General features: G+C 69.1%; 22 protein-coding genes. 14 read left to right on the forward strand and 8 right to left on the reverse strand.

The annotated features are described in order from the left end of the window. Nucleotides 1-17: 17 nt before the first annotated feature. Nucleotides 18-860, forward strand: a complete 843-nt coding sequence (gene mutM, locus KEG57_RS32820; protein ID WP_272424072.1) for a bifunctional DNA-formamidopyrimidine glycosylase/DNA-(apurinic or apyrimidinic site) lyase — start codon at nt 18-20, stop codon at nt 858-860. Here the strand turns inward: mutM and KEG57_RS32825 are convergent. After that, nucleotides 829-1,569 (reverse strand): ABC transporter ATP-binding protein, encoded by a 741-nt coding sequence (locus KEG57_RS32825; protein WP_272424071.1) that lies wholly within the window; start codon nt 1,567-1,569, stop codon nt 829-831. The two genes, mutM and KEG57_RS32825, sit on opposite strands and share 32 nt — an antisense overlap. 71 nt (nt 1,570-1,640) lie before the next feature. On the opposite strand from KEG57_RS32825, the gene KEG57_RS32830 reads away from it, so the two are divergent. Beyond that, nucleotides 1,641-2,666 (forward strand): MlaD family protein, encoded by a 1,026-nt coding sequence (locus KEG57_RS32830; RefSeq protein WP_272424070.1) that lies wholly within the window; start codon nt 1,641-1,643, stop codon nt 2,664-2,666. A 26-nt stretch (nt 2,667-2,692) separates the two neighbouring features. On the opposite strand, the gene KEG57_RS32835 is transcribed toward KEG57_RS32830, so the two are convergent. Continuing rightward, on the reverse strand, nt 2,693-2,908 hold the full coding sequence (locus KEG57_RS32835; RefSeq protein WP_272424069.1) for a biotin/lipoyl-binding carrier protein: 216 nt from the start codon (nt 2,906-2,908) through the stop codon (nt 2,693-2,695). Between the two features lie 371 nt (nt 2,909-3,279). Here KEG57_RS32835 and KEG57_RS32840 point away from each other — a divergent pair, with 371 nt between their 5' ends. The 4 genes from KEG57_RS32840 (at nt 3,280) to KEG57_RS32855 (ending at nt 7,105) form a co-directional block, all read left to right on the forward strand. Continuing rightward, entirely contained in the window at nt 3,280-4,032 is a 753-nt protein-coding gene (locus KEG57_RS32840) for a hypothetical protein (protein ID WP_272424068.1), read from the forward strand. 148 nt (nt 4,033-4,180) lie between these two features. Next, nucleotides 4,181-4,903 (forward strand): orotidine-5'-phosphate decarboxylase, encoded by a 723-nt coding sequence (gene pyrF / locus KEG57_RS32845; protein WP_272424067.1) that lies wholly within the window; start codon nt 4,181-4,183, stop codon nt 4,901-4,903. Then, complete coding sequence (gene rlmB / locus KEG57_RS32850) at nt 4,900-5,625, forward strand: 23S rRNA (guanosine(2251)-2'-O)-methyltransferase RlmB (RefSeq protein ID WP_272424066.1); 726 nt, start codon at nt 4,900-4,902, stop codon at nt 5,623-5,625. Before pyrF ends, rlmB begins: the two co-directional genes overlap by 4 nt. Nucleotides 5,626-5,923: 298 nt before the next feature. Next, nucleotides 5,924-7,105, forward strand: a complete 1,182-nt coding sequence (locus KEG57_RS32855; RefSeq protein ID WP_272459176.1) for a hypothetical protein — start codon at nt 5,924-5,926, stop codon at nt 7,103-7,105. 332 nt (nt 7,106-7,437) lie between these two features. Here the strand turns inward: KEG57_RS32855 and KEG57_RS32860 are convergent, their stop codons facing one another. Further along, a complete protein-coding gene (locus tag KEG57_RS32860; protein ID WP_272424064.1) occupies nt 7,438-8,607 on the reverse strand; it encodes a cysteine desulfurase family protein in 1,170 nt (389 codons plus the stop codon). Beyond that, the gene (locus KEG57_RS32865; protein WP_272424063.1) at nt 8,604-9,845 is read right to left on the reverse strand and encodes a hybrid sensor histidine kinase/response regulator; all 1,242 of its coding nucleotides are present in this window, start codon (nt 9,843-9,845) and stop codon (nt 8,604-8,606) included. The genes KEG57_RS32860 and KEG57_RS32865 overlap by 4 nt, the downstream gene beginning before the upstream one ends. Nucleotides 9,846-9,935: 90 nt before the next feature. Here KEG57_RS32865 and KEG57_RS32870 point away from each other — a divergent pair, with 90 nt between their 5' ends. Both KEG57_RS32870 and lnt read left to right on the forward strand, forming a co-directional pair. After that, nucleotides 9,936-10,448, forward strand: a complete 513-nt coding sequence (locus KEG57_RS32870) for a peptidylprolyl isomerase (protein WP_272424062.1) — start codon at nt 9,936-9,938, stop codon at nt 10,446-10,448. A gap of 2 nt (nt 10,449-10,450) precedes the next feature. Continuing rightward, nucleotides 10,451-12,151: an apolipoprotein N-acyltransferase gene (gene lnt, locus KEG57_RS32875; RefSeq protein WP_272424061.1), complete on the forward strand. Its 1,701-nt coding sequence runs from the start codon at nt 10,451-10,453 to the stop codon at nt 12,149-12,151. A gap of 317 nt (nt 12,152-12,468) precedes the next feature. Here lnt and KEG57_RS32880 read toward each other — a convergent pair whose 3' ends face one another. Both KEG57_RS32880 and proS read right to left on the reverse strand, forming a co-directional pair. Continuing rightward, nucleotides 12,469-13,119 (reverse strand): hypothetical protein, encoded by a 651-nt coding sequence (locus KEG57_RS32880; RefSeq protein ID WP_272424060.1) that lies wholly within the window; start codon nt 13,117-13,119, stop codon nt 12,469-12,471. Nucleotides 13,120-13,164: 45 nt separating this feature from the next. After that, nucleotides 13,165-14,727, reverse strand: a complete 1,563-nt coding sequence (gene proS / locus KEG57_RS32885; protein WP_272424059.1) for a proline--tRNA ligase — start codon at nt 14,725-14,727, stop codon at nt 13,165-13,167. Nucleotides 14,728-14,854: 127 nt separating this feature from the next. Between proS and KEG57_RS32890 the strand changes: the two genes are divergently transcribed. The 6 genes from KEG57_RS32890 (at nt 14,855) to KEG57_RS32915 (ending at nt 21,704) form a co-directional block, all read left to right on the forward strand. Then, a complete protein-coding gene (locus KEG57_RS32890) occupies nt 14,855-15,730 on the forward strand; it encodes a cyanophycinase (RefSeq protein ID WP_272424058.1) in 876 nt (291 codons plus the stop codon). After that, entirely contained in the window at nt 15,727-18,396 is a 2,670-nt protein-coding gene (gene cphA / locus KEG57_RS32895; RefSeq protein WP_272424057.1) for a cyanophycin synthetase, read from the forward strand. Before KEG57_RS32890 ends, cphA begins: the two co-directional genes overlap by 4 nt. A 2-nt stretch (nt 18,397-18,398) precedes the next feature. Next, nucleotides 18,399-19,292 (forward strand): isoaspartyl peptidase/L-asparaginase, encoded by an 894-nt coding sequence (locus KEG57_RS32900; protein WP_272424056.1) that lies wholly within the window; start codon nt 18,399-18,401, stop codon nt 19,290-19,292. Between the two features lie 3 nt (nt 19,293-19,295). Further along, nucleotides 19,296-20,183: a hypothetical protein gene (locus KEG57_RS32905; protein ID WP_272424055.1), complete on the forward strand. Its 888-nt coding sequence runs from the start codon at nt 19,296-19,298 to the stop codon at nt 20,181-20,183. A 63-nt stretch (nt 20,184-20,246) separates the two neighbouring features. Then, on the forward strand, nt 20,247-20,981 hold the full coding sequence (locus KEG57_RS32910) for a hypothetical protein (protein ID WP_272424054.1): 735 nt from the start codon (nt 20,247-20,249) through the stop codon (nt 20,979-20,981). Nucleotides 20,982-21,284: 303 nt separating this feature from the next. Further along, nucleotides 21,285-21,704, forward strand: coding sequence for a hypothetical protein (locus tag KEG57_RS32915; RefSeq protein ID WP_272424053.1), 420 nt, complete (start codon nt 21,285-21,287; stop codon nt 21,702-21,704). A 241-nt stretch (nt 21,705-21,945) separates the two neighbouring features. Here the strand turns inward: KEG57_RS32915 and KEG57_RS32920 are convergent, their stop codons facing one another. After that, on the reverse strand, nt 21,946-23,127 hold the full coding sequence (locus KEG57_RS32920) for a ferritin-like domain-containing protein (RefSeq protein WP_272424052.1): 1,182 nt from the start codon (nt 23,125-23,127) through the stop codon (nt 21,946-21,948). A 127-nt stretch (nt 23,128-23,254) separates the two neighbouring features. Beyond that, entirely contained in the window at nt 23,255-24,547 is a 1,293-nt protein-coding gene (locus KEG57_RS32925) for a hypothetical protein (protein ID WP_272424051.1), read from the reverse strand. Between the last annotated feature and the right edge of the window lie 55 nt (nt 24,548-24,602).

A 24,602-nucleotide genomic window follows, 5' to 3' on the forward strand; every position in this document is an offset into this window, starting at 1 on the left:
GTTCGTTCCGACGAACCATGCCCGAGCTGCCCGAGGTCGAGCACCAGGCGCGCGCGCTCCGCCGGATCCTCGAAGGTGCGCGCATCGAGCGCGCCGAGGCCGACGCGACGCCCGTTCTGAAAGGAAAAACCACGCCGGCCACGTTCGCGGAGGCCCTCGCGGGTCGCTCGCTCGAACGGATCGAGCGCGTGGGCAAGCAGCTTTTGCTCTCGTTCGACGCGGGAACGGGCCTCGCCTGCCACCTCGGCATGACGGGCAAGTGGCGCTCTCGCGTGGGCGACGAACCTCCGCGCCACGGCCGCGCGCGCCTCTTTTTGCACGACGGCTGCGTGCTCGACTACGTCGACATGCGGATGCTCGGACGGCTGGAGATCGTGCCCCGCGATGCGTTCGCGAGGATCGTCTCGTCCCTCGGCCCCGATCCGCTGCGCGACGGCCTCGACGCGTCTCGCCTCGCTGCGCGAATCGCCGGTACGCCGCGACCGATCAAGAACGTCCTGCTCGATCAGACCGTCCTCGCCGGGCTCGGCAACATCCATGCGACCGAGGCCCTCTTCCGCGCCCGCGTGCATCCTTCCCGCGCGGCCGACTCGCTCACGCCTGCCGAAGTCGAAGCGCTCGCCGACGGCATCCTCGCGACGATCACGCACGCGCTCGCTGCGCACGAACGCGACGACGAGATCGTCTACCTCTCGGATCGGACCGACGCGCCGAACCCGTTCCTCGTCTACGGCCGCGCCTCCGAACCTTGTCCACGCTGCGGCACTCCGATCCGCACCCTCACGATCGCCGGCCGCACGAGCCCCTTCTGCCCGCGCTGCCAGCGCCTCATTCAATCGGGCCCTCGGCGCGGCCGTTGATGAACTGCTGGATGATCGCGTCGCTCGAGGCCTTGAAGTCGTCCGGGGTCCCGATGAGACGGACAAACCCCTTGTAGAGCATCACGATCCGATCGGCGATCGAGAAGATGCTCACGAGGTCGTGGCTCACGACGATGCTCGTCACGCCGAGCGTGTCGCTGAGCTCGCGGATGAGTTTGTCCACGCGCCGCGCGCTCACCGGATCGAGGCTCGTCGTCGGCTCGTCGAAGAGCACGTAACGCGGATCGAGCGTGAGCGCGCGCGCGATGGCCACGCGCTTGCGCATGCCGTCGCCGAGCTCGGGCGGGAAGCGGTCGGCGAACTCGCGCATGTGCACCTGATCGAGCCGCTTTCGCGCCTCGGCGAGCGCCTCCTTCGGCTTCAGGCCTTTGTGCTTGCGCAGCGGCAGCGCCACGTTCTCCGCGCAGGTCATCGAATCGAAGAGCGTCGAGTGCTGGAAGACCATCGCGCACTTCATCCGCACCGGGTACATCTGCTCCTCGTCGAAGCGGCTGATCTCCTCGCCGTCGAGCCAGATCTCGCCCGCGTCCGGGTAGAGCAGGCCCACGAGGTGCTTGATGAGCACGCTCTTGCCCACGCCCGATTGACCGATGATGAAAAAAACCTCCCCGTCTTGAACGTCGAAGCTGACGTCCTCGATGACCTTCTTCGTTCCGAAGGATTTGGCGAGGTTGCGGAAGGAAATCATGACGCAGTGAGCCGCGTGCTCGAAGCTACGCGGGTCTGGGTTTGCCGCTGAACATCGTGCATAGTGGACGCATGGCGAGCCCGCGTTCGATCGAGGTCAAGGTCGGCATTCTGATCCTGACGGCCACCGTGCTCCTCGCGGTGTTCATCCTCGTCATGGGCGGCATCAACTTCCAGCCCACGTATGGCCTCTTCGTCGACTTCGACAACCCCGGCGGCCTGCAAAGCGGTGCACCTGTAAAGATCGCCGGAGTCAAAGTAGGAAAAATCACCGAAATACAGTTCCGGGGTGGAGAGGTGCCGGGCGGCGGGGGCAAACGCGATCCGCTCGTGCGGGTGAAGGTCGAGCTCGAGAAGCGGTATCAGCCGAGCGTGCGTGACAACGCGGTCTTTTACGTGACCTCGTCGAGCGTGCTCGGCGAGCAGTTCCTCGCGCTCGATCCGGGCTCGGGCGATCGTCCCGTACTCGCGGAGAACGCGATCGTGCGAGGCCTCGATCCGCCGCGCCTCGACATGCTGATCGCGAAGGCGTACGACCTGCTCGACACGACGGTCAACGCGCTCTCGGGCAACAAGGACGAGATCGGCACCGCGCTGAACGGCCTCTCGCGCACGCTGAAGGGCACCGGAGATTTCTTCGAGAAGAACGGCGACCGGCTCGATCGCATCGCGGCGAACGTCGAGCAGATCACGGTGGACACGCAGGACACCGTGCGCGAGGCGAAGCAGAAGTACGTCGAGAACCCGCAGATCGATCGCATCCTCGCGAACGTGGACAAGACGACGGGCGCGCTCGCAGAGGACGCGCCGCCCCTGCTCGCGGACGCAAAGGCCACGCTCGCCAACGTCAAGCGCGTGAGCGAGACCGTCGGCGGCGAGAACGAGCAGGCGAAGATCCGGCAGGCGATCGGCGACCTCGCCGAGATCGCGAAGAACACGAAGGGCATCACCCAGGACGCGCAGACGATCGCCTCGAGCGTGCGGCGCGGCAAGGGCACGGTGGGCGCGCTCGTGATGGACGAGCAACTCTACGACGACCTCCAGGAGCTCGTGCGCGACCTCAAGCACAACCCCTGGAAGTTCTTCTGGCGCGAGTAAGCTCGCGCCGCCTCAGCTCACGCGAATCACTCGAACTCGAAGAGGGCCTCGCCTTCCTTCACGGCCTTGCCCTCCTCCGTGAGGATCTTCGAGATCGTGCCCTCGTCCTCGGCCTCGACGGGCATCTCCATCTTCATGGACTCGAGGATCGCGACGGTCGTCCCTTCCTCGATCCTGTCGCCGACCTTGACCTCGATCTTCCACACGTTGCCCGTGATATGCGCCTTGATGACCTTTGCCATGGGGCCGCGACGCTAGCGGAGGTCCGTCTCGATGGGAAGCGTGGACGAACCGGTCCTCGGGTGCGCCCCGCGTCCGGGGCCGCGGCTGATCCCGGAAACGGCGCGGTCGTCAAGCGGGAAAACGCAGATTGGGGCCCTCGGGCACGGAGTTCACCCGTCTTCCGGGACGAAATCCCGAAGCGGGGTGACCCCTCGGGAAAAGAATCGACTCCACCCAATTGACAGGCATCTTGGGGAGTTGATACCGACAGGCGCCGCGGTACTCTCACATTGGCGGGTGTCCTCGGAAAGGTGCGGTCGTGCTGTGGAAGCACGGCGGTCCTCCCCCGGGGCGAACGGCGAGCGCGCTGCTTTCGAAGGAGCCACGACGCATGTCCGAACAGAAGGAAAGCTCGGTCCTGTTCTCCCTCAAGGAGCTCATGAACCTCGAGGAGGACCGAATCAAGCAGGAGGAGGATGCGAAGGCCGCCGCTGCGGCCGCCGCAGAACGAGCCCGGCTCGACGAGGAACGCCGGAAGCGCGACGAAGAAGAAGCGCGCATCCGGGCCGAGGACGAGCGCAGGGCCCTGGAAGAGCGCAAGGCCCGTGAAGAGGCCGCGCGTCTCGAAGCGATCCGTCAGGCCGAGGTCGAGAAGGCCCGCGTCGAGGCCGAGCAGAGGGCCCGCCTCGAGGCGATGAACGCGCAGCAGCAGCACGAGCGCAAGCTCGCCGAGCTGCAGCACGACGAGTCGAAGAAGAAGCTGCGCAAGACGCTCTACGGCGTGGTCGCGGCGGTCGTCGTTCTCGGCGGCGCGACGGCCGGTATCATCATCAACCAGAGCCAAAAGGCCGAGCAGGAGCGCCAGGCCCTCGCCGATCAGGCGCGGCAGGCCGAGGAAGAGCGCAAGAAGGCCGAGCAGCAGGCGAAGGAGCAGCAGCAGAAGATCGACAGCCTGCTCAGCCAATTGACGAGCGCGAAGGACGAGGCGACGCGTCTCGCCCTGCAGAAGCAGCTCGACGAAGAGAAGGCGAAGCAGGACGCGGCCAAGAAGGGCGGCGGTGGTGGTGGTCGTCCGGCAGCGGGCGGCGGCGCGGCCAAGCCCTGCAACTGCGCGCCCGGCGATCCGCTCTGCAGCTGCCTCTGAGAACAGCGAGCGGCCCGCACAATCCCAACGCGGGCCGCCGTTTGCATCCCCCAGGTGCAAACGCATGAAGCGCACGGCTCCCGAGACGGCTACGGACACCTCGTCCAGCAGCCCATCCCCGTCCCCCCATGACCCCGAAGAAGCCCCGATGAACGACGCGACGAGGCGGCTCGTCTTCCCGCTCGACTACGGTTCGCTCGACGAAGCCCGGGCCGGCGCGCGTGTCGTCGCTCCCTCCGTCGGCGTGCTCAAAGTCGGGCTCGAGCTCTTCGTGCGAGAAGGGCAAGCCGCGATCGCGGCGTGTCACGATCTCGGCCGGGACGTTTTTCTCGATCTGAAGCTGCACGACATCCCGGAGACCGTAGGCCGCGCAGTGCAAAGCGCAGCGGCACTCGGCGTCCGGTACCTGACGGTGCACGCACATGGAGGCCGCGCGATGCTCGAACGCGCAGCCGCAGAAGCCGCACGCGCAAGCGCGCCGCTCACGATCCTGGCGGTGACGGTGTTGACGTCGCTCGACGCGGCAGATCTCGCTGCGCTCGGTTTGTCGGTGTCGCCCGCGGAGCAAGCAGAGCGGGTCGCGCGGCTCGCATGGGACGCAGGCGTGCGAGGGTTCGTCGCGTCCGCTTCGGAGGCAGCGACGCTGAGGAGCGCGCTCGGTCCGGAGGCGCTGCTCGTCACACCAGGGATTCGGCCCGCCGGCAGCGCGGCCGGGGATCAGAAGCGGATCACGACGCCAGCGCAGGCGATCGCAGCGGGGGCGGATCTGCTCGTCGTCGGGCGGCCGATCCGCGATGCAGCGAGCCCGCTCGATGCCGCACGTTCCGTCGTGGCCGAGATCGAAGGCGCGCTCGCAGCGAGGAGCACATGAGCCGACTCGTATATGGCCTGCAGCCAGTCCGCGAAGCCGTGCGCGTGCACGGCGACGCGCTCGAACGTGTCGTCGTCGAGCAAGGCGGGAGCCCCAAGATCCAGGCCGTCGGACGTTTCGCCGAGGGCCGCGGCGTCCGCGTCGAGACCGCACCACGCGCCGAGCTCGATCGTCGCACCGGCGGCGGCAGGCACCAGGGCGTCGTCGCAGTCGCGCCGGATCTCAAGATCCGCGGCGTGGATCAGCTCGCCGTCGAGCCAACGTCCATCGTCGTCGCGCTCGACGGGATCATGGATCCGCAAAACTTCGGAGCGATCGTCCGCAGCGCCGTCGCACTCGGCGCCACAGGGATCCTCTGGCCCGAGCACAGCTCCGCGCCCCTCTCGCCAGCGATGTTCCGCGCATCCGCAGGCGCCATCGAGCACGCCATGCTCTGTCGCGTTTCGTCCTTGCCAGAGGCGCTGCGATCCCTCGCGGATCGAGGCGTGACCGTGATCGCGCTCGACGCGCAGGGTCCAACCACGCTCGGCGCGGTCGATCTGCGCGGGCCCGTGGCCATCGTGATCGGCGCCGAAGACAAGGGCGCACGCAAGCCCGTGCTCCGCGCCTGTCAGCACATCGCGCGTCTGCCGATGGCAGGGCCGATCGGCTCGCTCAACGCCTCGGTCGCAGGCGCGCTCGCGCTGTACGAAGTCCTCCGCCAGCGGCAGGTGCCCGCCTGAGAGGGACGATGCGCGTGCGCGGCGGGGCGTTGCCCCGCACCCCAGCAGGGGGCTGTCCGCCCCCTGCACCCCGGACCAGGCACGGCCTGGACCGAGGGCCGAGAAACCGCGCGATGCGCGGTTTCTCGGACGGGCCTGTGGCAAGACCACGAGCCATGTTGCCAACCGAGACAGCAGCGCTGCCCTGCCAGGTGGCGACGTTTTCCCTGTCGCCAGCGCGCATCGCGCGCTGGCGCCCCGCGTCCAGGGCTTGCCCTGGTCCGGGTCCAGGGGTGGACAACCCCTGGTCGGGTCCGGGGTGAAACCCCGGCGCTACGCTGCGCTCATCGTCCTCGCTGCCGTGCCGCTTCGGCTCGCGCTTGCGCTTGGGACGGATCTCTCCCCCGACGAGGCGTACTACCTCGCGGCTGCGCGTGCGCCGGGGCTGCTCCCGCCGCTTGTCGACCACCCGCCGCTCGTCCCGCTCCTGCTCCGGCTGGTGGATCGGCTCACGACGTTGCCTGTCGAGCTCCGCGTCCGGCTCGTCCCGCTTGTGTTTTCGCTGGGACTCTCGGTTGCCACCGTGGCCCTCGCGCGACGCCGTGGTGCGGAGGCTTCCGGGCAGAACCTCGCGGCCTTCCTCTCGAGCTTTGCGCTCCTCCCGGTCGCGGGTGGCTTCGTCGCCACCCCGGATGGACCGGCCCTCCTTGCCCTCGTCCTCGCCTTGCTCTGGGCCGACCCGGCGCCCGAGACCGCCGCCGCGTCCCTCCCACGCAGGCTCGCCGTCGCGCTCGGCCTTGGGCTCGTGGGGGCCGCGGGCGCGCTCGCCAAGGTGGTCGTCCTGCCGCTCTTCCCGCTCGTCGTCGTCCTGGCTGCGCGCCGCCGCCTTGGCGAGCGCCTCCTCGCCCTTGCGCCCCTTGCCCTCGCCGCTCCGCTCCTCGCCCCGAGCCTCGCGTTCCAGCTCCGGCATGCTTATGCCCAGCAGGCGCCCTCGTTCACGCTCCTCGGTGCGCTCGGGGCCCTCGCTGCGGCTGCGCTTGCCCAGGTGCTTCTCTGGACGCCGTGGCCTATCTTCCACGGCGCTCGCGCCCTCCGCGCCTCTCCGCTTGCTGACCGGGCCGTCGTCCTGCTCATGACGGCCCTCGTCGCCGGCTCGGCCCTCGCGCGGGCCGTGCCCCCTGAGCCGAACTGGTATGCGCCTTCGGCTTTGATCCTCGTCGTTGCGTTCGCCCGGACTGGTAAGGATTTGGCCCCGCGCGCGCGACTTGCCATGCTGCTCGCCGTCCTCGTGCCCACGGCGATCGCGGCCGCGCACACGATCCATCCTTTTTTGCCGCTGCCGCTCCGAGCTGATCCCACCGCCCGCCTCCATGGCTGGCGGACCGGGGACGGGCCTGTCGACGCGCCCGGCGTGGGCCCCTATGGCGCCGCCGCGGAGCGATGTGTGTACCAGGAAACGTGCTCAGAAATAAACGATTACTTCCGAGCACTTAACGAGTAACCTTCAACGTTCTACTTCATCACCGAATTTGACTGAACGAGCGGCCAGGGAATGGCCCTGTTCGTTCGTTTCAAGCGAATGACCCTCGCGCGTCAGAAGATCGCCGAATTGTTGATCAAATTCGCATACTTGGACATGCCGCTCGGAGAAACTTCTCGCATTTCGCGCAGATAGTTCAGGCGATACGCGAAGGGAGACCGGCCGGCCGCCAAGCGCGCGATATCGATCCGGTTCTTCCGGGAACCAGCTCGAAGCAAGGTCGCCAACATCGGGTTTGGGAAGACGAACCCGTTCGGCGTGCGCGAACGTGAGCCGGTCGGCAGGACGAACGTTCAGGAAGCGGGGCGGGTGCGTCCGAGGACGCGGGCGAAGCGCGCGAGGGCCTCGTCGACGTCGTCCGCGGTGGTCTCCTCGCCCAGCGAGATCCGCACCGCCGCGAGCGCGCGCGCCTCGCCCACCATCGCCGCGAGCACCGGCGAAGGCTCGGCCGTGCCCGCGCTGCAAGCCGACCCACTGGAGACGGCCACACGCTCGAGGTCGAGCGCCGCGCAGAGCTCCTCGCCGCGCCAACCCGGAAAGGAGAGGTTCGTCACGTGGGGCGCGCGTTCGGCGTCGCCGTTGGGGAGAGGCTCGGCCCCGGCCTCGTGGCCCAGCCGGACGAGCTCGGCCTGGAGGCGATCACGGAGCGGCGCGAGCTCGGCATAACGGGCGGGCGTTCGTCGGGCCCGCTCGGCCGCGACGGCGAACCCCGCGGCGGCGACCGGATCCTGCGTCCCCGGCCTGAGCCCGCGCTCTTGAGAGCCACCGTACAAGAGACGCGACAGCCGCACCGACGGCGCCGTGAGCAGCGCGCCGATACCCTTGGGCCCCCGGATCTTGTGCGCGGCCACGCTGACGAGGTCCGCGCCCTCGAACGTGGAGCGCGGCAGCTTGCCCACAGCCTGCACCGCGTCGACGTGGAGGAGCGCACCTCGCGACCGGCAGAGCGAAGCAACGGCCGCGACGGGCTGGATGACGCCGGTCTCGTGATTCACGGCCTGGAGCGCGACGAGCCGCACGGAGGCCCCGGCCGAAGCCGCGCGATCCATCGCCTCGGCCACGGCTTCGGGCGCGATCCGCCCCGAAGGCTCCGGCTCCACCCACGCGACGAGGACCCCACGCGCCGCGAGGTGCTCGGCGAACCGGACGACGCTCGGGTGCTCGATGCGGCTGACGACGAGCGCCGGCTGCGCCGAACCACCACTCACCGCGGCGAACGCATGGTGGAGCGCGAGGTTGTTCGCCTCGGTCCCGCCCGACGTGAGCACGACGTCGCGCGGATCGAACCCCACGAGCGCGGCGACCGCCTCGCGCGCATCCTCCACGCGGGACCGCGCCCGCCGCCCCGGCCCATGCACGCTCGCCGGGTTGCCCCACGACGAGGTTGCCGTCTCGACCATCGCGGCGACGACGTCCGGGTGTGGTGGCGTCGTCGCGTTCCAGTCGAGGTAGACGACCCTCACCGCTCCTTCTCCGCGTCCGGCGACGGAAGCTCGCCCGGCGCGCGCTGCGCGACCGTCAGGAAAAACGCCGCACCGCCGAGCCGCACGCTCTCGATGATCTCGTTGCAGGGCGAAGCAAGCTTCAGCTCGCCGCCGAGGCCGCGGGCCGTGCGCCGCGCGATCGCGAGCCCCACCCCTACGCCCCCGTGCTCGCGCGTGACCGAGCCGTCGACCTGGTAAAACGGGTCGAAGATCCTCTGCTGCTGATCGGGCGGGATGCCCGGCCCGGTGTCGGCCACGCAGAGCTCGTAGTGCCCCGAGGCGAGGCGCGCCACACGCACGCCCACGGTGCCGCCGGACGGCGTGAACTTCGCCGCGTTCTCCAGGAGATGCACCATCGCGCGTTGAAGCCTTCCCGCATCTCCCCAGCCGGGAAGCGGGCCGCGCGGAAGATCTTCGACGAGGTGGATCCGCGCCTCGGCGAGGTTGTCCGCGACCTGCGCGACGGCACGCCGCGTCGTGTCGAGAAAGTCGTAGTCGACGTGGATGAAGCGCATGCGCCCCGTCTCGAGCCCCGTCACGTCGAGCAGGTTGTCCATGAGCGATCGCAGCCGCCGGACGCAGTCGTCCATCGCGCGGAGCGCCTTGCCCTGCGCCCGCGTGAGCGGCCCGAGCTCCTCGTCGAGCAAGAGTTTTACGTAGCCGACGATCGGCGTCATCGGCGTGGCCAGCTCGTGCGAAATGTTCCGGTAGAACTCGGTGCGGGCGGCATCGAGCTCACGCAGACGCGCGTTCGCTCGGCTGAGCTCGGCGACCTTCTCTTCGAGGTGCTGCACGATGCGCTGGCTCTGCTGGCGCAGCCGCACCGCGCCCGCCGAGACCGGCATGTTTTCGCGCGTGCCTTGCTGGATGTAACGCTCGATCACGCTCGCAAACGAGCGGGCGTCGATCGGCTTCTGCAGGAAGCCGTCGCAGCCGACGGCGAGGCTCGTCTCGCGATCGCCCTCGGCCGTGATGGCCACGATGGGCACGCCCGCGAGCTGGGGCTCGCCGCGCAGGCGCAGCGTCACCTCGAACCCGTCGAGCCCGGGGATGTTGAGGTCGACCAGGATGAGGTCGGGCGCCATGCCGCTGACCGCCAGCCGGACGCCCTCGAGCCCGTCGGCAGCGTCGATCACCTCGTGGCCTGCCTTCTGAAGAAGCTTGCGCACGAGCAGGCGGTTCGCGGGATCGTCCTCGATGTGCAGGATTCGGGGCATTCTCGGGGTCATCGTACCCCGACCTGGGCGACCTTTCGCTGCAAACGCGCAGGTTGACGGCCGGCCGGACGTCGGCAATACGTGCCGGCCATGCGCCTGCGTCTCCTCGCGAACATCGCGCTCCTCTTCGTGGCCACCGGTTGCTGCAACGCGGGCTCCGATTCGAGCCAGAACGCTTTGCCGGCCGAGAGCGCCGCGGCCCCCTTGCCCTCGGCCGCAGCGCCAAGCGCGCCGTCCGCGGCCGAAACGCCCGCGCCCGCGCCCACGGCGGAGCGGCAGATCGCGGGCGCCGCGCACATTCTCGTCGCCTGGAAGGGCGCCGAGCGCGCGCCGAAGACGGTGACGCGCTCCAAGGAAGAGGCGAAAAAGCGCGCCCAGGAAGTGCACAAGCTCGTGAAGGACGGCAAACAGACCTTCGAAGAGCTCGTCGCAAAGTACACGGACGATGAGATCTCGAAGGCCGCAAACGGCGCCATCGGGAACTTCGAACGCAACGCGATGCCGCCGGCGTTCGCGGACGCGACCTTCGCCATGGAGGTCGGCACGATCTCGGACGTCGTCGAGACGGCCCAGGGCTTCCACATCATCAAGCGGACCAGGTGACCATGTCTGAAGGGGAGGCGACGCAGGATCCGAGCGCCGAGGACGTCACGAAGAGCGCCGAGGCCGACGAGGCGAACGCGCCGGAAGGCGAAGCCAAAGGCACGGCCACGAAGGCGAAGTCCAAGGCGAAGGCGAAGGCCAAGGACGACGCCAAGGCGTGGAACCCCGTGGGCGCGCTGCCGGCGAAGCAGGCATACGCGCTCGCGACGCTGAGCGGTTTGCTCTACTTCCTCGGCTTCCCGGGCGTCGACATCTGGCCGCTCTCGCTCGTCGCGCTCGTGCCGCTGATCGTGGCGCTGCGCGGTCAGCCCGTGCGACGCGCCGCGGGGCTCGGGTGGATGGCCGGCTTCACGATGACGATGACCGGCTTCTACTGGCTGCTGGAGATGCTGAAGGTCTTCAGCGGCTTCCCGGTGCCGCTGTGCATCCTCTTCATGGCGATCCTCTGCGCCTACCAGGGCGGTCGCATCGCGCTCGCCGGCTGGCTCTACGGACGCGCCGAGTCGCGCGGATGGCCCGCGTCGATCGTCTTCGCGCTCGCCTTCGCCGCGAGCGAGCTCGTCTTCCCGCTGCTCTTCCCCTGGTACTTCGGCGCCTCGGTGCACAACGCACCCGTGCTGATGCAGGTCGCCGATCTCGGCGGCCCAATCCTCGTCGGCCTCGTGCTCGTCTGCGCGAACCTCGGCCTCGCCGAGATCATCCTCGCCTGGCGGCGGAAGGAGAAGGCCGACAACCGCATCGTCGCGATCGGCATCGCGGTCCCGCTGCTCGCGGCCGGCTACGGATTCCTACGGGTTCGTACGATCGGCCAGACGATGGCCGAAGCGAAGAAGGTGCGCATCGGCATCGTGCAGGGGAACATGGGCCTCTTCGATCGGAAGAACGCCTACCAGGTCTACGTGAACCGCACGAAGGAGCTCGCGAAGTCGAAGGAGGTCGACCTCGTCGTGTGGAGCGAAGGCGCCGTGCCCGCCCCGCGCACCGTGACCGAGGCGAGCTACAAGGACGAGGTCCAGAAGAGTCTCACGAAGCAACTCGGCGTGCCGACGATCGTGGGCTCAGTGCTGCGCACGCCACCGAGCGCGCCAGGCGGTCGGATGACGTACTTCAACACGGCACTCATGGCCGGCGACGAGGGCAAGATCCTCGGTCGCTACGACAAGCAGTACCTGCTCGCATTCGGCGAGTACCTGCCGTTCGGCGACATCTTCCCGGTGCTCTACAAGTGGTCGCCGAACTCGGGCCACTTCACGCCGGGCACGTCGCTCGATTCGCTGCCCTGGGGCGAGCACAAGATCGGCGCGCTCATCTGCTACGAGGACATCCTGCCCTCATTCGTGCAGAAGCTCGTGAAGCACGGCGATCCCGATCTGCTCGTGAACCTCACGAACGACGCATGGTTCGGCGACTCGACCGAGCCGTGGATCCACCTCGCACTGGCAAAGCTACGCGCCGTCGAGCACCGGCGCTTCCTCGTGCGCGCAACGAACAGCGGCGTGAGCGCGATCGTCGACGCAACAGGACGCGTGGTCGCACACGGCGGCACATTCCGCGAGGAGACGATCGTCGGCGAAGGTCGCTTCATGCGAGCATGGACGCTCTACGGAGCCATCGGCGACGCGCCGTGGTACCTCGCAACCGCAGCGATCGCGGCGATGGGGATCTGGAGCCGGCCGAAGCGCGCAGCAGCGAAGGCAGCGTAGCGCCGGGGTTTCACCCCGGACCCGACCAGGGGCTATCCGCCCCTGGACCCGGACCAGCGCAAGCGCTGGACTCGTGGTCGATGAACTGCGCTACGCGCAGTTCATCGAACGGGCCGAGGAACGACCCCTGCCAACCAAGACAGCGGCGCTGACGTGTCGACTGGCAACGCGGTCCCTAGTCTTGCCACCGGCCTGCTGGAAGAACTGCGCGCAGCGCAGTTCTTCCACCCCGAGTCCAGGGCTTGCCCTGGTTCGGGTCGAGGGGCGAACAGCCCCCGCGGGGTCCGGGGCAGAGCCCCGGCGCGGCGCCCCCGGCTCTAGCTCTTCTTACGCGGAAGAACCTTCGCCGACGCAGGCTCGGGCGGCGGCGTCACCGGGCTGCTCCGGTATGGCAGCGTCGTTCGCAGCACCTCGCGTGGGATGTGCGGCACCGGCACGTGGGGACCTGACGCGGCCATCTCCTTCTCGATTGCGTCGATCGTCTCGGAGCCGACCCTTCGCGCGGGCTCGACTGAGATCTCTGGTGACGTGTCCCGGCCGCGCCGCGACCTTCGGCTCGACGCGGCTGGCACCATCTCGCCCGCGTGCGCCACCTTCTCGGCTGCGCGGTTGATCATTGGCTCGATCGCGCGGAGGCCGATCCGGAGTGCGTTCGTCACACGCCGCGCCTCCGTGCCGCCCCGCACGACGAGACAGAGCACGGCCCGGTTTGCCGCCACGCCGACGTGACAGTCGAGTCCTAGCGTGCCTGCTCGTGACACGAGCTCGCCGTGCGCGAGCCGGACCAGGACGACGCGATCCGTGCCTGCTACGACGTCTGCGGCCGACGAGAGCGTCTTTCGCGCTCCCTCGGGGATCTCCCGCGGCCCTCCCTTCGTGACGAGCTCGCCACGACGGGAGAGCACGAACGCATAGATCGCGTCCGCGTCGACCCGGACACGCTCCACGACGTCATCGAGTTGAGACATTGCCCCTGAGTCTACCAGGGGCGGGCGCCCTCGCGTCGGACAACCTCAGTACGACTTCGCGAACACCACCCGCTGCCGGCTCGGCTTCCCGGACACGATGCAGCGCCCCTCTTCTTGGAGGTCCTTCGCGTCGGCCACGCCATCGATCCCCGTCAGCGGGATGCAGCGGATCGTCACCTTGAACTTGTCCTTCAGATGCGCCTCGACCTCGGGCTCGCCCGACCAGTGCGCGAGCGCGAACCCGCCGTGGATCTCGGGCTTGTCCTCGTTCTTGGCGGTGAAGAACTTTTCGAAGTCCTTCATGTCGTCGATGCGCTTCGTGTTCGCGGCGCGGTTCTGCTTGGCCTTTGCGAGCAGACCGCTCTGGATGTCGGCGAGGATCTCGGGGATCTTCGTGACGAGCTCGGCGCGCCCGAGCGTCGCCTTGTCCTTCGTCCCGCGATCGCGGCGCGCCACCATCACCACGTTCCCGTCGACGTCGCGCGGACCGATCTCGATCCGGATCGGCGCGCCCTTCTTGATCCACTCCCACTGCTTGTCGCCGCCGCGGATGTCGCGCTTGTCGACCTCGACCTCGATCGGCCGACCTGCGTAGCTCGTGTTCCTGAGCTCCGCCGCGACCGCGTCGACGTACTCCATCACCTTCGCCTTCGTGTCGTCGCCGCGCAGCACGGGCAGGATGACCACGTGCGCGGGCGCGAGCCGCGGCGGCAGGATCAGCCCGTCGTCATCCGCGTGCGTCATCACGAGGCCGCCGACGAGCCGCGTCGACACGCCCCACGACGTCGTCCACGCGTACTCCTCCGTCTCCTTCGCCGTCTGGAACTTGATCCCGCTCGCCTTGGCGAAGTTCTGCCCGAGGAAGTGCGACGTCCCGGCTTGCAGCGCCTTGCGGTCCTGCATCATCGCCTCGATCGCGTACGTGTCGACCGCGCCGGGGAACCGCTCGCTCGCCGTCTTCGGCCCCTTGATCACGGGCATCGCCATGAACTCCTCGGCGAACGTCGCGTACACGTCGAGCATCTGCCTCGTCTCCGCGCGCGCCTCCTCCTCGGTCGCGTGCGCCGTGTGCCCCTCTTGCCAGAGGAACTCCGCCGTCCGCAAAAAGAGCCTCGTACGAAGCTCCCAGCGCACCACGTTCGCCCACTGGTTGATGAGCAGCGGCAGATCTCGGTAGCTCTGCACCCAGCTCGCGAACGCCGCGCCGATGATCGTCTCCGACGTCGGACGCACGATGAGCGGCTCTTCGAGCTTCGCCTCGGGATCCGGCACGAGCCCGCCCTCGGGCCCGGCGACGAGACGGTGGTGCGTCACGATCGCACACTCCTTCGCGAACCCCTCGACGTGCTCCGCCTCTTTCTCGAGGAAGGACTTCGGGATGAAGAGCGGGAAGTACGCGTTCTTGTGGCCCGTGGCCTTGAACATCCGGTCGAGCTCGCGCTGGATGTTCTCCCAGAGCGCGTAGCCCCACGGCTTGATCACCATGCAGCCGCGCACGGGCGAGCTCTCGGCGAGATCGGCGGCGCGCACGACCTGCTGGTACCACTCGGCGTAGTCCTCGGCGCGGGTCGGGCTGATGGCAGTCTTCGGGGCGTCGTTCTTGGCCACAGTCGTTCCTCCGCGGCCGCCTCTATCACTTTTCCGGCGAGAGGGCGAACAAGCGAACACGAGCCCCCCGCAAACTTACCCCAAACCCCTCCGCGAAAAACGGGAACCGTGATAACCGTGGCGCGCCTTGGCCCACGACAAGCCCGAAGCGAGCGCGCCCGGCGCGCACGGTAAAGATGGCCATCTCCAGCGCGGACCCCTCATCGCCATCGGCGGTGCGGAGGACAAAGTCGGCGCGCGGAACGTCCTGCGTGAAGTCGTCCGTCACGCGGGCGGCCCGAAGCAAGCACGGATCGCTGTCTTCCCCACGGCCTCCAGCATCCCCACCGAGCTCGCGGGGACCTACGAGGCGATCTTCCGCGAGCTCGGCGCCGACGTGCACGTCGTCCGCATCGAGACGCGCGCCGACGGCGAGGATCCACGCACCCTCGCGCTCATCCAGGAGATGACCGGCATCTTCTTCACGGGCGGCGATCAAGGCCGCATCGTGACGATGCTTGGCGGCACCGAGCTCGCGCGCACCATCCGCCGCGCGCACCGGGGCGGCTGCGTCGTCGCCGGCACCTCCGCGGGCGCGAGCGTCCTCTGCGACCACATGATCGCGCAGGGCAAGAAGGGCTACGCGCCGCGCCGCGAGCTCGTCATGCTCGCGCCGGGACTCGGGCTCACGCGCAAGCTCGTCATCGACCAGCACTTCGCGCAGCGCCACCGCATCGGCCGCCTCTTCTCCGCCGTCGCGATGAACCCCTTCTTGATCGGCGTCGGCATCGACGAGGACACGGCGATCGTCCTGCGCGCCGACAAGAAGATGGACGTCATCGGCCGCGGCACGGTCACGGTCATCGACGGCTCGAAGATCCAGCACACCGACATCCACGAGGTCCCGCGAAACTCGTCCGCGGCGCTGCTTGGTTTGTCCGTCCACGTCCTCACGCAGGGCTGCGGCTACGACATCGACGGCCGCCAGCCCTCGTGGCCATCCCGCAGCAAAGAGGCACCGTGAAACTGCTCGAAACGCGCGTCTACCGCGGCCCCAACCTCTACGGCTACCGCCCCGTCATTCGCCTGACCCTCGACCTCGAGGAGCTCGAGCAGTACCCGAGCAACAAGATCCCTGGCTTCGTGGATCGGCTGCTCGCCGACGTGCCCACGCTGCACGAGCACGGCTGCTCCTACGGCGAGCCCGGCGGCTTCATCCGCAGGCTCCACGACGGCACGTGGTTCGGCCACATCACCGAGCACATCGCGCTCGAGCTCCAGTGCCTCGCGGGCACGCCCGTCACGTACGGCAAGACGCGCACGGCGTACCGCGAGGGCGTCTACCACGTCGTCTACAGTTTTGAGGAGGAGTCGGTCGGTAGGCGCGCCGGTGAGCTCGCGCTGCGTTACTTGCAGGGCCTCCTGCCCGATCACTTCCCCGATCACCTCCCGAAGCTCGCCGACCTGAACGCCGAGATCGAGGACCTCGCGCGGCTCGCGGAGCGCATGGCGCTCGGCCCCTCGACGCGTAGCCTCGTCGACGAAGCGAAGCGCCGCGGCATCCCGACGATGCGCCTCAACAAGCACAGCCTCGTGCAGTTCGGCTGGGGCACGCATCAGAAGCGCATCCAGGCCACGGTCACGAGCGAGACGCGGCACATCGCCGTCGAGATCGCGCAGGACAAGGAGCTCACGAACTCGCTGCTCGAGCGCGCGGGCCTGCCCGTGCCGCACCAGGAGCGCGTCTACTCCGCCGACGAGGCCGCCCTTGCCGCCGAGCGCATCGGCTACCCCGTCGTCGTCAAGCCCATGGACCTCTCGCACGGCCGCGGCGTCGCGCTGAACCTCACGACGCCCGAGGCCGTGCGCGACGCGTACACCAAGGCCTACGACCTCTCGAGCTACGTCCTCGTCGAGACCTACCAGCCCGGCAAGGATCATCGCGTGCTCGTGGTGAACGGCGAAGTCGTCGCCGTCTCCGAGCGCGTGCCCGGCCATGTCGTCGGCGACGGCAAGAGCACGATCAAAGAGCTCGTCGACGTCGTGAACAGCGACCCGCGCCGCGGCGTCGGCCACGAAAAAGTCCTCACGCGGATCGAGATCGACGATCAGGCAAACCGCCTCATGAGCCAGGCCGGCATCACGCTGGAGACCGTGCTTCCCGCAGGCCAGGTCTTCGCGCTCCGCTCGACGGGCAACCTCTCCACGGGCGGCACCGCGATCGACCGCACCGACGTGATCCACCCGGACAACATCGACGTCAGCGTGCGCGCGGCGAAGGTCGTCGGCCTCGACGTCTCGGGCATCGATCTCATCTGCCCCGACATCTCGAAGAGCGTGCGCGAGCACGGCGGCGTCATCGTCGAGGTCAACGCCGCGCCCGGCTTCCGCATGCACGTCTCGCCGACCGTGGGCACGCCGCGCAACGTCGCCGCGCCCGTGCTCGACATGCTCTTCCCGAACGGCGCGCCGGCGCGCATCCCGCTCGCGGCGATCACCGGCACGAACGGCAAGACCACGACGAGCCGCATGGTCGCGCACATCCTCAAGATGAGCGGCAAGCGCACGGGCCTCACCACGACGGACGGCATCTACATCGACGGCGAGCGCATCCTGAAGGGCGACATGACGGGCCCGTGGAGCGCGCGCGTCGTGCTCACGGATCCGACCGTCGAAGCCGCGGTGCTCGAGACCGCGCGCGGCGGCATTCTTCGTGAAGGGCTCGGCTGGGATCGGTGCGACGTCGGCGCGGTGCTCAACGTCTCGGCGGATCACCTCGGCCTCGCGGGCATCGAGACCGTCGAGGATCTCGCGTTCGTGAAGCGGCTCGTGGTCGAGGTCGTGCGGGACGGCGGCACGAGCGTGCTCAACGCCGACGATGAGCTCGTGCGCGAGATGGCGGACAAGGCAGGCGGCCGCATCATGTGGTTCACGCGCTCGCCTTCGAACGAGACCGTCCGCAAGCACGTGCGCGCGGGCGGGCGCGCGGTCGTGCTCGAGCAGGGCGTCAACGGCGACATGATCACGATCTACGACGGCGACAGGCACGTCCCGGTCACGTGGACGCACCTCGTCCCGGCGACGTTCGAGGGCAAGGCGAAGTTCAACGTCGAGAACGCGCTCGCGGCCGCGGCGATCGCCTTCTCGATGGGCGTCTCGCTCGAGCACATCCGCCAGGGCCTGCGCACGTTCACGACCTCGTTCTTCCAGGCGCCCGGCCGCTGCAACGTCTTCGACGAGCACCCGTTCCGCGTGATCGTCGACTACGGCCACAACGCGGCGGCGATGGCGAAGATGGCCGAGCTCGTCCTGGGCCTCCGGCGCGAGCGCTCGATCGGCGTGCTCATGGCCGCGGGTGATCGGCGCGACGACGACATCCGCGCGGTCGGCCGCGAGGCGGCGCGCGCGTTCGACGTGGTCATCGCGAAGGAGGATGCGGCGCGCAGAGGCCGCAAGCCCGGCGAGATCGCGTCGCTCCTCGCGGAAGGCGCGCGGGAGGCGGGCAAGAGCGAGGAGCACATCCTGAAGAAGCTCGACGAGAAGGAGGCCGTGGAGACGGCGCTCTCGATGGCGCGGCCGGGCGATCTCGTGGTGGTGTTCGCGGACGACGTCACGGCCTGCTGGAAGCAGGTCATTTACTGGGGGAAGGAGCGCACGTCGCACCTGCCTTCCCTGCCGGACGAGGCCTGAACGTGAAATACGCCATTCTGACGCACGGGGGCGCGGCCTCGCCGCACGTCCATTCGGACGGCTGCGTGAAGGCCGCGGAGTCGGCGCGCTCGGTGCTGGAGCGCGGCGGTGACGCGCTCGAAGCGGCGCTCGCGGCGACGGTCATCCTGGAGGACGATCCGCGCTTCAATGCGGGGACGGGCTCGAACCTGCGTTTCGATGGGAACACCATTGAAATGGACGCGTCCGTGATGACGAGCGACGCGAGGTTTGGCGCGGTCGCCTGCATTCAGCGCGTGAAGAATCCGATCCTCGTCGCGGCGAAGGTGATGGAGACGCCGCATTTGCTGCTCGTGGGGGACGGTGCGACGCAGTTTGCCCGGGCGCATCGGTTCCCCGATTACGATCCGCTCACGGAGAAGGCGCAGGCCAAACATGCGCGGGCGATGGCGGAGCTCCGGGGCCAGGGCGACGGCGATTATGCGGCGGACGCGGCGCCGTGGCTTTCGATCGACTGGAAGTCGCTGTGGAACTTCGGCGCGGAGGCGCCTTTCCAGGACACCGTGGGCGCGGTCGTGCGGGACAGCCAGGGAAGGTTCGCGGCGACCGCGTCGACGGGCGGGACGGTGTACATGCTGAAGGGCCGCGTGGGCGATTCGCCCCTCATGGGCTGCGGCGTCTACGCGGGCCCGGCGGGCGCGGTGGCCGCGACGGGCGTGGGCGAGGAGATCGTGCGGCGGTTCCTGTCGAAGACGGTCTACGACTGGCTCGAAGAGGGCATTCCGGCCGCGCGCGCGGCCCAGCGGGGCATTGCGAAGTTCCCCGAGATCGTGGACGTGGGCTTGCTCGTGGCCTCGCGCGACGGGCAGGCGATTGCTTCCAATCGAAACATGGCGAGCGCTCTGCTCGTGGGATGAGCGATGCGCAATCAGCCTCCGTTCTCCTGTCCGCAATGCGGTGACACGGGCCTGGGCGGAGACAAGTGCCTCCGCTGCAAGCTCGAGCTCGTGGACAAGGCCGGCGTCCCGGCGCTCTCTCCGCCCGCGGTGTTCCTGGGGCACCCGACGTTCGCGGCATTCGTGGACCCGTGGGCGCGGTGGATCGCGATCATCGCGTTCGTGCTGACGTTCTTCACGTCGCACCAGTACGGGACCGGTAACGTCGAACTGGTCGTGCTCTTGATCGGCGTGCAGGTCGTGGTCTGGGGTGGGATTTACGCGGCGTATCGATCCTTCATCGGCGCGCGCATCAAGCGCCTTCGCGCGCGCCTCCGCGTCCTGCAAGCGCGCATTGCTTCTGCGCCCGCGGTGGCCCCGATCGGGTCGGCGAGCGGGGTGTGCCGGGTGCGGGGTCGGGTCCGGGTCCTCGAGCCCGTAAAGGGTCCGCTCGGCCAGCCGGTCGCGGCGTTCCTGGAGCGCCGTAAGCGGCAGACGGTTGGGCTCGTCTCGGCGAAGCGCGGGACGCAGGTCGAAGCGGTGACGGCCGTGACCGTGGAGGAACTGAGCGCGGCAGGCGTGTTCCTGGTCGAAGACGAGTCCGGCACGGCGCTCGTGGACGACGACGCATTCGTGGTCGCGCAGCTCGGCGGGACGGCGAAGGACTGGAACGAGCCGCTATCCATCGTGGTGAACGACGGCGACGAGATCGAGGTCTTCGGGCCAGCGGAGTGGAGGTCGGGGGCGGGGTTGCCGGGGCACGCGAGCCAGGGCGGGTATCGCGACGGGGGGAACGTGCTCGCGTTCGACGGGAAGCCGGCGGAGCGGGTGGTGATCCTGGCGAAGAGTGCGGCTGTGATCGTGAATGCTTGAGTTCGGCGATCGATCGTATTTCCCCTTGCCCTCCCCGTCCCTTCTTCCGTAACCTCCCACCCCATGCGAAAACTCAGCCGCGCCGCCTCCGGCGCCCGCCATGTCCGCTGGAGCAGCGAGATCCTCCGGACGATGATCGCTCATCTGGACGTCAACGATCGCCTCTCCGAGGTTCAAAAGAAGGCCCTCGCGGCGGAAATCGAGGTGCTCGGGCCGCGGGTCGAGGGGCTCGAAAGCGCCGTCGCTCCCTATCGCGCCTTCGTCGAGCACGCGCACCTCGACATTCGCGCGCGTCAGCGCGTCGCCAATTTTCTTTGCGACGAGGCCCAGCGCGCGGCCGATGGGGCCATGCGCCCGCATCGCAAGGACATCGACAGCATTCTGCCGGGCGGGTTCGGCGCCATTCTCGCGAAAACCTCCCTCTCGCGTGTCCTCCGCGCCGGTCACGCGAAGACCGTCGAGCACGCCGAACGCGCGGCCAGCGCGCTTCGCTCGCTCCCCGCGAAGATCCCGGGCACGGGGCCGCTCGCCGATACCCTCGATCAGGCCGCGAACCTGCTGCGCACCTTCAACAAGTCCGCCAACGCGCTCGAGGAGCAACGAACGCCCCTCCGCGCCGCCGTGAACAAGGGCATCTTCGACCTGCGCGAGACGCTCGATCAAATCGATGGCCGCCTCCGCACGCACTTCTCGCAGGACTTCATCGACAGCCTGTATCCGGAGCTCAACAAGTCGGGCTCGGCCGTCGCCGATGAGGACGACGAGGACGACGACGCCTCCGCGCCCCCCGAGGGCTGACCCGCCGCGAGGCCCGCCCGTCCAAGCGGACGGAGGCCCCGCTCCCACCCCGCGCTCCACCCGTCCAAACGGAACGCGTGATCTGCGCCACCCCGCGCTCCACCCGTCCGAACGGAACGCGTGATCTGCGCCACCACAAGATCCACCCGTCCGAACGGACGGGCGCCCCTCGCGGCCTCGCAGATCAGCCCGTCACACCGGACGAGCGCTCCGCCGACGCGCGCGCATGCCACGGTCAGCTTTGCCAGTCGATACCCTGCTCCCCGTCGCGACGCTCCCCTACCCCGGATACAGTGCTCCTGCATGGGCGCCACGGACGACGACGCGAGCGGTCGGCGGAGCATCGGTCCGCACCTCGCCTGGGTCGAGCCACCCGACGTGCTGCACACGCGCATCGACGGGGACATCACGCGCGAGCACGTGGAGGAACTCCTCGACGCGCTCGCCACCTTCCCGCCCGCTTGGCGCATCTACATCCTCCGCGACGCGCGGGGGGGCGGGGCGCCCACGCGTGAGGCCCGCGAGGCCCTCGTCAAGGGCCTGCCCCTCGACCAAATCGCCGCCGTAGTCAGCTACGGCGCCTCGTTCCAGACCCGCACGCTCCTCACGATGCTCAACCACGCCATGCGTGTCCTTCGTCCGGGTAAAACGCGTTTCATATTCGTCGAAACCGAGGCCGAAGCGCGCGCGTTCCTCGAAGCCGACCGCGCGCGGCGGGCGTGACCCCGGGGCGGCCGCCGCGCCGGGGCGCTGCCCCGGACCCCGCGGGGGCTGTCCGCCCCTCGACCCGGACCAGCGCAAGCGCTGGACCTTTTGTGGAAGAACTGCGCTTCGCGCAGTTCTTCCAGCGGCCGGTGGCAAGACCAGGAATGACGTTGCCAGTTGAAATGACAGCGCCGCTGTCTTGCTTGGCAGGGGTCGTTCCTCGGCCTGTTCGATGAACTGCGCATCGCGCAGTTCATCGTCACGAGTCCAGCGCTTGCGCTGGTCCGGGTGCAGGGGCGGATAGCCCCTGCTCGGGTCCGGGGTGAAACCCCGGCGCTACGCTCTGGAACAACACACCCGCCGCGGGCCCCACGACCTCCTCCAGCGCCCGCGCCGTCGCCTCCGAGAGCGCCGCCCCCGCGAGCCGCCCGTGCGCTGCGAGCCGCGGATCCTCCGCGCCGCCCGCATCCAGCACGGCTCCCTGCCCCAGGCCCACGAAGACCTCCTCCACCGCTGCCCGCACACGCTCGCCTCCCACGCGGATCGCCCACGCCACCGTGCGCCATGCGAGCTCCGCGTGCCGCGCCTCGTCCGCCGCGATGCCGGCGAGCACCTCGGCGACCGCGGGATCCTCGGCCCTCGCGCATTGCTCCGCCGCGATCACGGCTGCGATCGTCTCGTTGATGCATCCCTCCTTCGCGGTGCGCGCTGCAATCGACGCGAGATCCGCCACCACCTCCGCAGCGCCTCCGAAGGGGAACGCCCCCGGCGCCACCGGCTCGCCTGCGTAAGCGCTCGCCAGGGCGAAGCAGAGACGCGCGTGCCGCACTTCATCGAGCGCTGCCCGGTGCGCCTCTTCCACGAGCTCGGCTGGCGCGCCCACGGCGAGCAGCTCCAGCGCGAAGCGCCCGAATGAGGCCACCGATGCGTGCTCGAAGAGCGCGTCGCGCGTCCATTCTGCTGCGAGCGCTGCCCGGAGGTCGGGCTCGATGGCCGAAACATCGGGTCCGCTCGAGGCCTGCGCGCCCCACCCGCCATCCCCGCGGCCGCGGATCGCGGGCGCCGTGCGGGCCACTTCGCCGACGAGGTACGGCCGCCCCTCGCAGTAGGGAATGAATTCGGTGGCATAGCAGCATTGGCCGTTCTTCAGCGTCCCGTCGCTCTTGACCGTGTGAGACGCAAAGAACTGATCATTGAGCCGAGTCACCGCTTCGTCCCGCGACGGGCATACGAGCGGATCGACGCTCCCACCGCCGCCGCCGCCTGCGCCTGCGTCCTCCGGCGGCCAGGTGAAGCATCGCTCGGCGGCGATGGGCTCGTCATTGTCGGGGCAACTCGTGCCGATGAAGCATCCGGAGACGACGGCGCCCGCGGCTGGAAGCGCGAGCAGGGCGAAAAGACGATGGGCGAGCGAACGGCGGAAGACATGCGCAGGATTCATCGAGGCCTCCGTGGGGGGTTGTCCCGGTGGTGCCGGGCCCGAATGCACGGCGCATGCCTTCCGCAGGGGTGCTTGAATTCGAGGCGCCGCCGTCGGCGGACCCCTGACAATCACGTCACGGACAGGCTCAAAGCAACCCCTCCGCGGTGTTCCGCGCCAAACGCAGCGTCTTCTCCCACGACGCGTCGATCTCGGCCTGCCCGATCCTTCCATGGGCGCGCCACGCTGCCGGCTCCGCCTCCGGCACCTCCTCCCGCGCCGGCCCCTCCGGCGACGCCGCCACGGCCTCCCCCAAAGAGTCCCGCACCGGCTTCCCGCCCTCGGACAGGCACCATTCTACGACCCGCCATCCGAGCTCCGCGTGCCGCGCCTCGTCCTCCGCAATCGCCCCGAGCGCCGCGCCCATGCCCGGATCCTTCGCTCCCCTCGCCTGCCTCCGCGCCCGCTCCGCCGCGGCGCCCTCGCCGAGGCAGCCGTCTTCCCAGGACTCGACGCACAGACGCGAAAGCTCCCGCCTTCGATCGAGCCCCGAGCGCCGCGGCGCCGGCAAGAGCTCCGGCGCGAGCGTCATCGACGCGAGATCCCCTGCAATCGAGGCACAAAGCTCCGTGTGCCGCACCTCGTCGGCCGCCGCGACGAGCGCCCGGTCCACGAGATCCCGCGGCGCACCCACCGCTGCGAGATCCCGCGCCAGGGCGAGAAATGCCGGAATCGAGGCGCACTCCGCGCGCGCGTCGTCCTGGAAGGCCTGCGCGAGCGCGGCCCGCGTGGTCTCGTCAATCCTTGCCCGGCGCGCGCTCCCGCGGCGCGGTTTCCCGGCGATGCCCGGCAACACGTATCGGCCGTTCATGCGCAAAGGCCGCCCGACGATACACATGCCCGGTTCTCCGTACATGGGCGGGAAATGGGCGCCCAAGGCGACCGTGAACTCGGGTTTCCTCTCGTCGCCCGGCCAGGGAATCGTGCCGCGGAAGGCCAGGTCGACGATCTCGGCGCCGATGCCTCCGAGGCCCACGTGGATCCCGTGACCGCCCGGGTGCTGGTCCGAGAGCGCCGTGCGATATGTCCAGCCGACCTCGGCGTTCGCGCCGAACGGAGTCTCCCGGAGGCCAACGCCGCCATGAATGCCCGCGGCGAACCGACCCGCGGACGAGAAGTTGAGCCAGGACGCCTGCGCGAATGCGCCGATAGCACCACGGGGGCCGGAGAAGCAGCCGGTATCCCCGACGAAGAGAAGCGAATACCGGGCGTCGAGGCCGAGGCCGAAGTTGATCTTGTCGCCGAAGCTCAGCGAGAGCATGAGCCCGGGCGAGAACCAGTGAATGTCGTCGTCCGCGCGCGCCTCGCCGGGGGCCATGAGGACGGCGGCCGCGCCGAGCGCGCAAAGCGTGGGACCGAGACGAGAAGACAAGGACACCATGAAGACCTCCAAGGGCTCATGGTAACGGAGGCGGCCTACCTTTCCCAGTTGACGG

Source organism: Polyangium jinanense (assembly GCF_028435365.1).

Excerpts from the sequence above, each read along its gene's own strand:
- mutM (WP_272424072.1), top strand. The coding sequence starts at position 18 with ATGCCCGAGCTGCCCGAGGTCGAGCACCAGGCGCGCGCGCTCCGCCGG.
- KEG57_RS32825 (WP_272424071.1), bottom strand. The coding sequence starts at position 1,569 with ATGATTTCCTTCCGCAACCTCGCCAAATCCTTCGGAACGAAGAAGGTC.
- KEG57_RS32830 (WP_272424070.1), top strand. The coding sequence starts at position 1,641 with ATGGCGAGCCCGCGTTCGATCGAGGTCAAGGTCGGCATTCTGATCCTG.
- KEG57_RS32835 (WP_272424069.1), bottom strand. The coding sequence starts at position 2,908 with ATGGCAAAGGTCATCAAGGCGCATATCACGGGCAACGTGTGGAAGATC.
- KEG57_RS32840 (WP_272424068.1), top strand. The coding sequence starts at position 3,280 with ATGTCCGAACAGAAGGAAAGCTCGGTCCTGTTCTCCCTCAAGGAGCTC.
- pyrF (WP_272424067.1), top strand. The coding sequence starts at position 4,181 with ATGAACGACGCGACGAGGCGGCTCGTCTTCCCGCTCGACTACGGTTCG.
- rlmB (WP_272424066.1), top strand. The coding sequence starts at position 4,900 with ATGAGCCGACTCGTATATGGCCTGCAGCCAGTCCGCGAAGCCGTGCGC.
- KEG57_RS32865 (WP_272424063.1), bottom strand. The coding sequence starts at position 9,845 with ATGCCCCGAATCCTGCACATCGAGGACGATCCCGCGAACCGCCTGCTC.
- KEG57_RS32870 (WP_272424062.1), top strand. The coding sequence starts at position 9,936 with ATGCGCCTGCGTCTCCTCGCGAACATCGCGCTCCTCTTCGTGGCCACC.
- lnt (WP_272424061.1), top strand. The coding sequence starts at position 10,451 with ATGTCTGAAGGGGAGGCGACGCAGGATCCGAGCGCCGAGGACGTCACG.
- KEG57_RS32880 (WP_272424060.1), bottom strand. The coding sequence starts at position 13,119 with ATGTCTCAACTCGATGACGTCGTGGAGCGTGTCCGGGTCGACGCGGAC.
- KEG57_RS32905 (WP_272424055.1), top strand. The coding sequence starts at position 19,296 with ATGCGCAATCAGCCTCCGTTCTCCTGTCCGCAATGCGGTGACACGGGC.
- KEG57_RS32910 (WP_272424054.1), top strand. The coding sequence starts at position 20,247 with ATGCGAAAACTCAGCCGCGCCGCCTCCGGCGCCCGCCATGTCCGCTGG.
- KEG57_RS32915 (WP_272424053.1), top strand. The coding sequence starts at position 21,285 with ATGGGCGCCACGGACGACGACGCGAGCGGTCGGCGGAGCATCGGTCCG.
- KEG57_RS32920 (WP_272424052.1), bottom strand. The coding sequence starts at position 23,127 with ATGAATCCTGCGCATGTCTTCCGCCGTTCGCTCGCCCATCGTCTTTTC.
- KEG57_RS32925 (WP_272424051.1), bottom strand. The coding sequence starts at position 24,547 with ATGGTGTCCTTGTCTTCTCGTCTCGGTCCCACGCTTTGCGCGCTCGGC.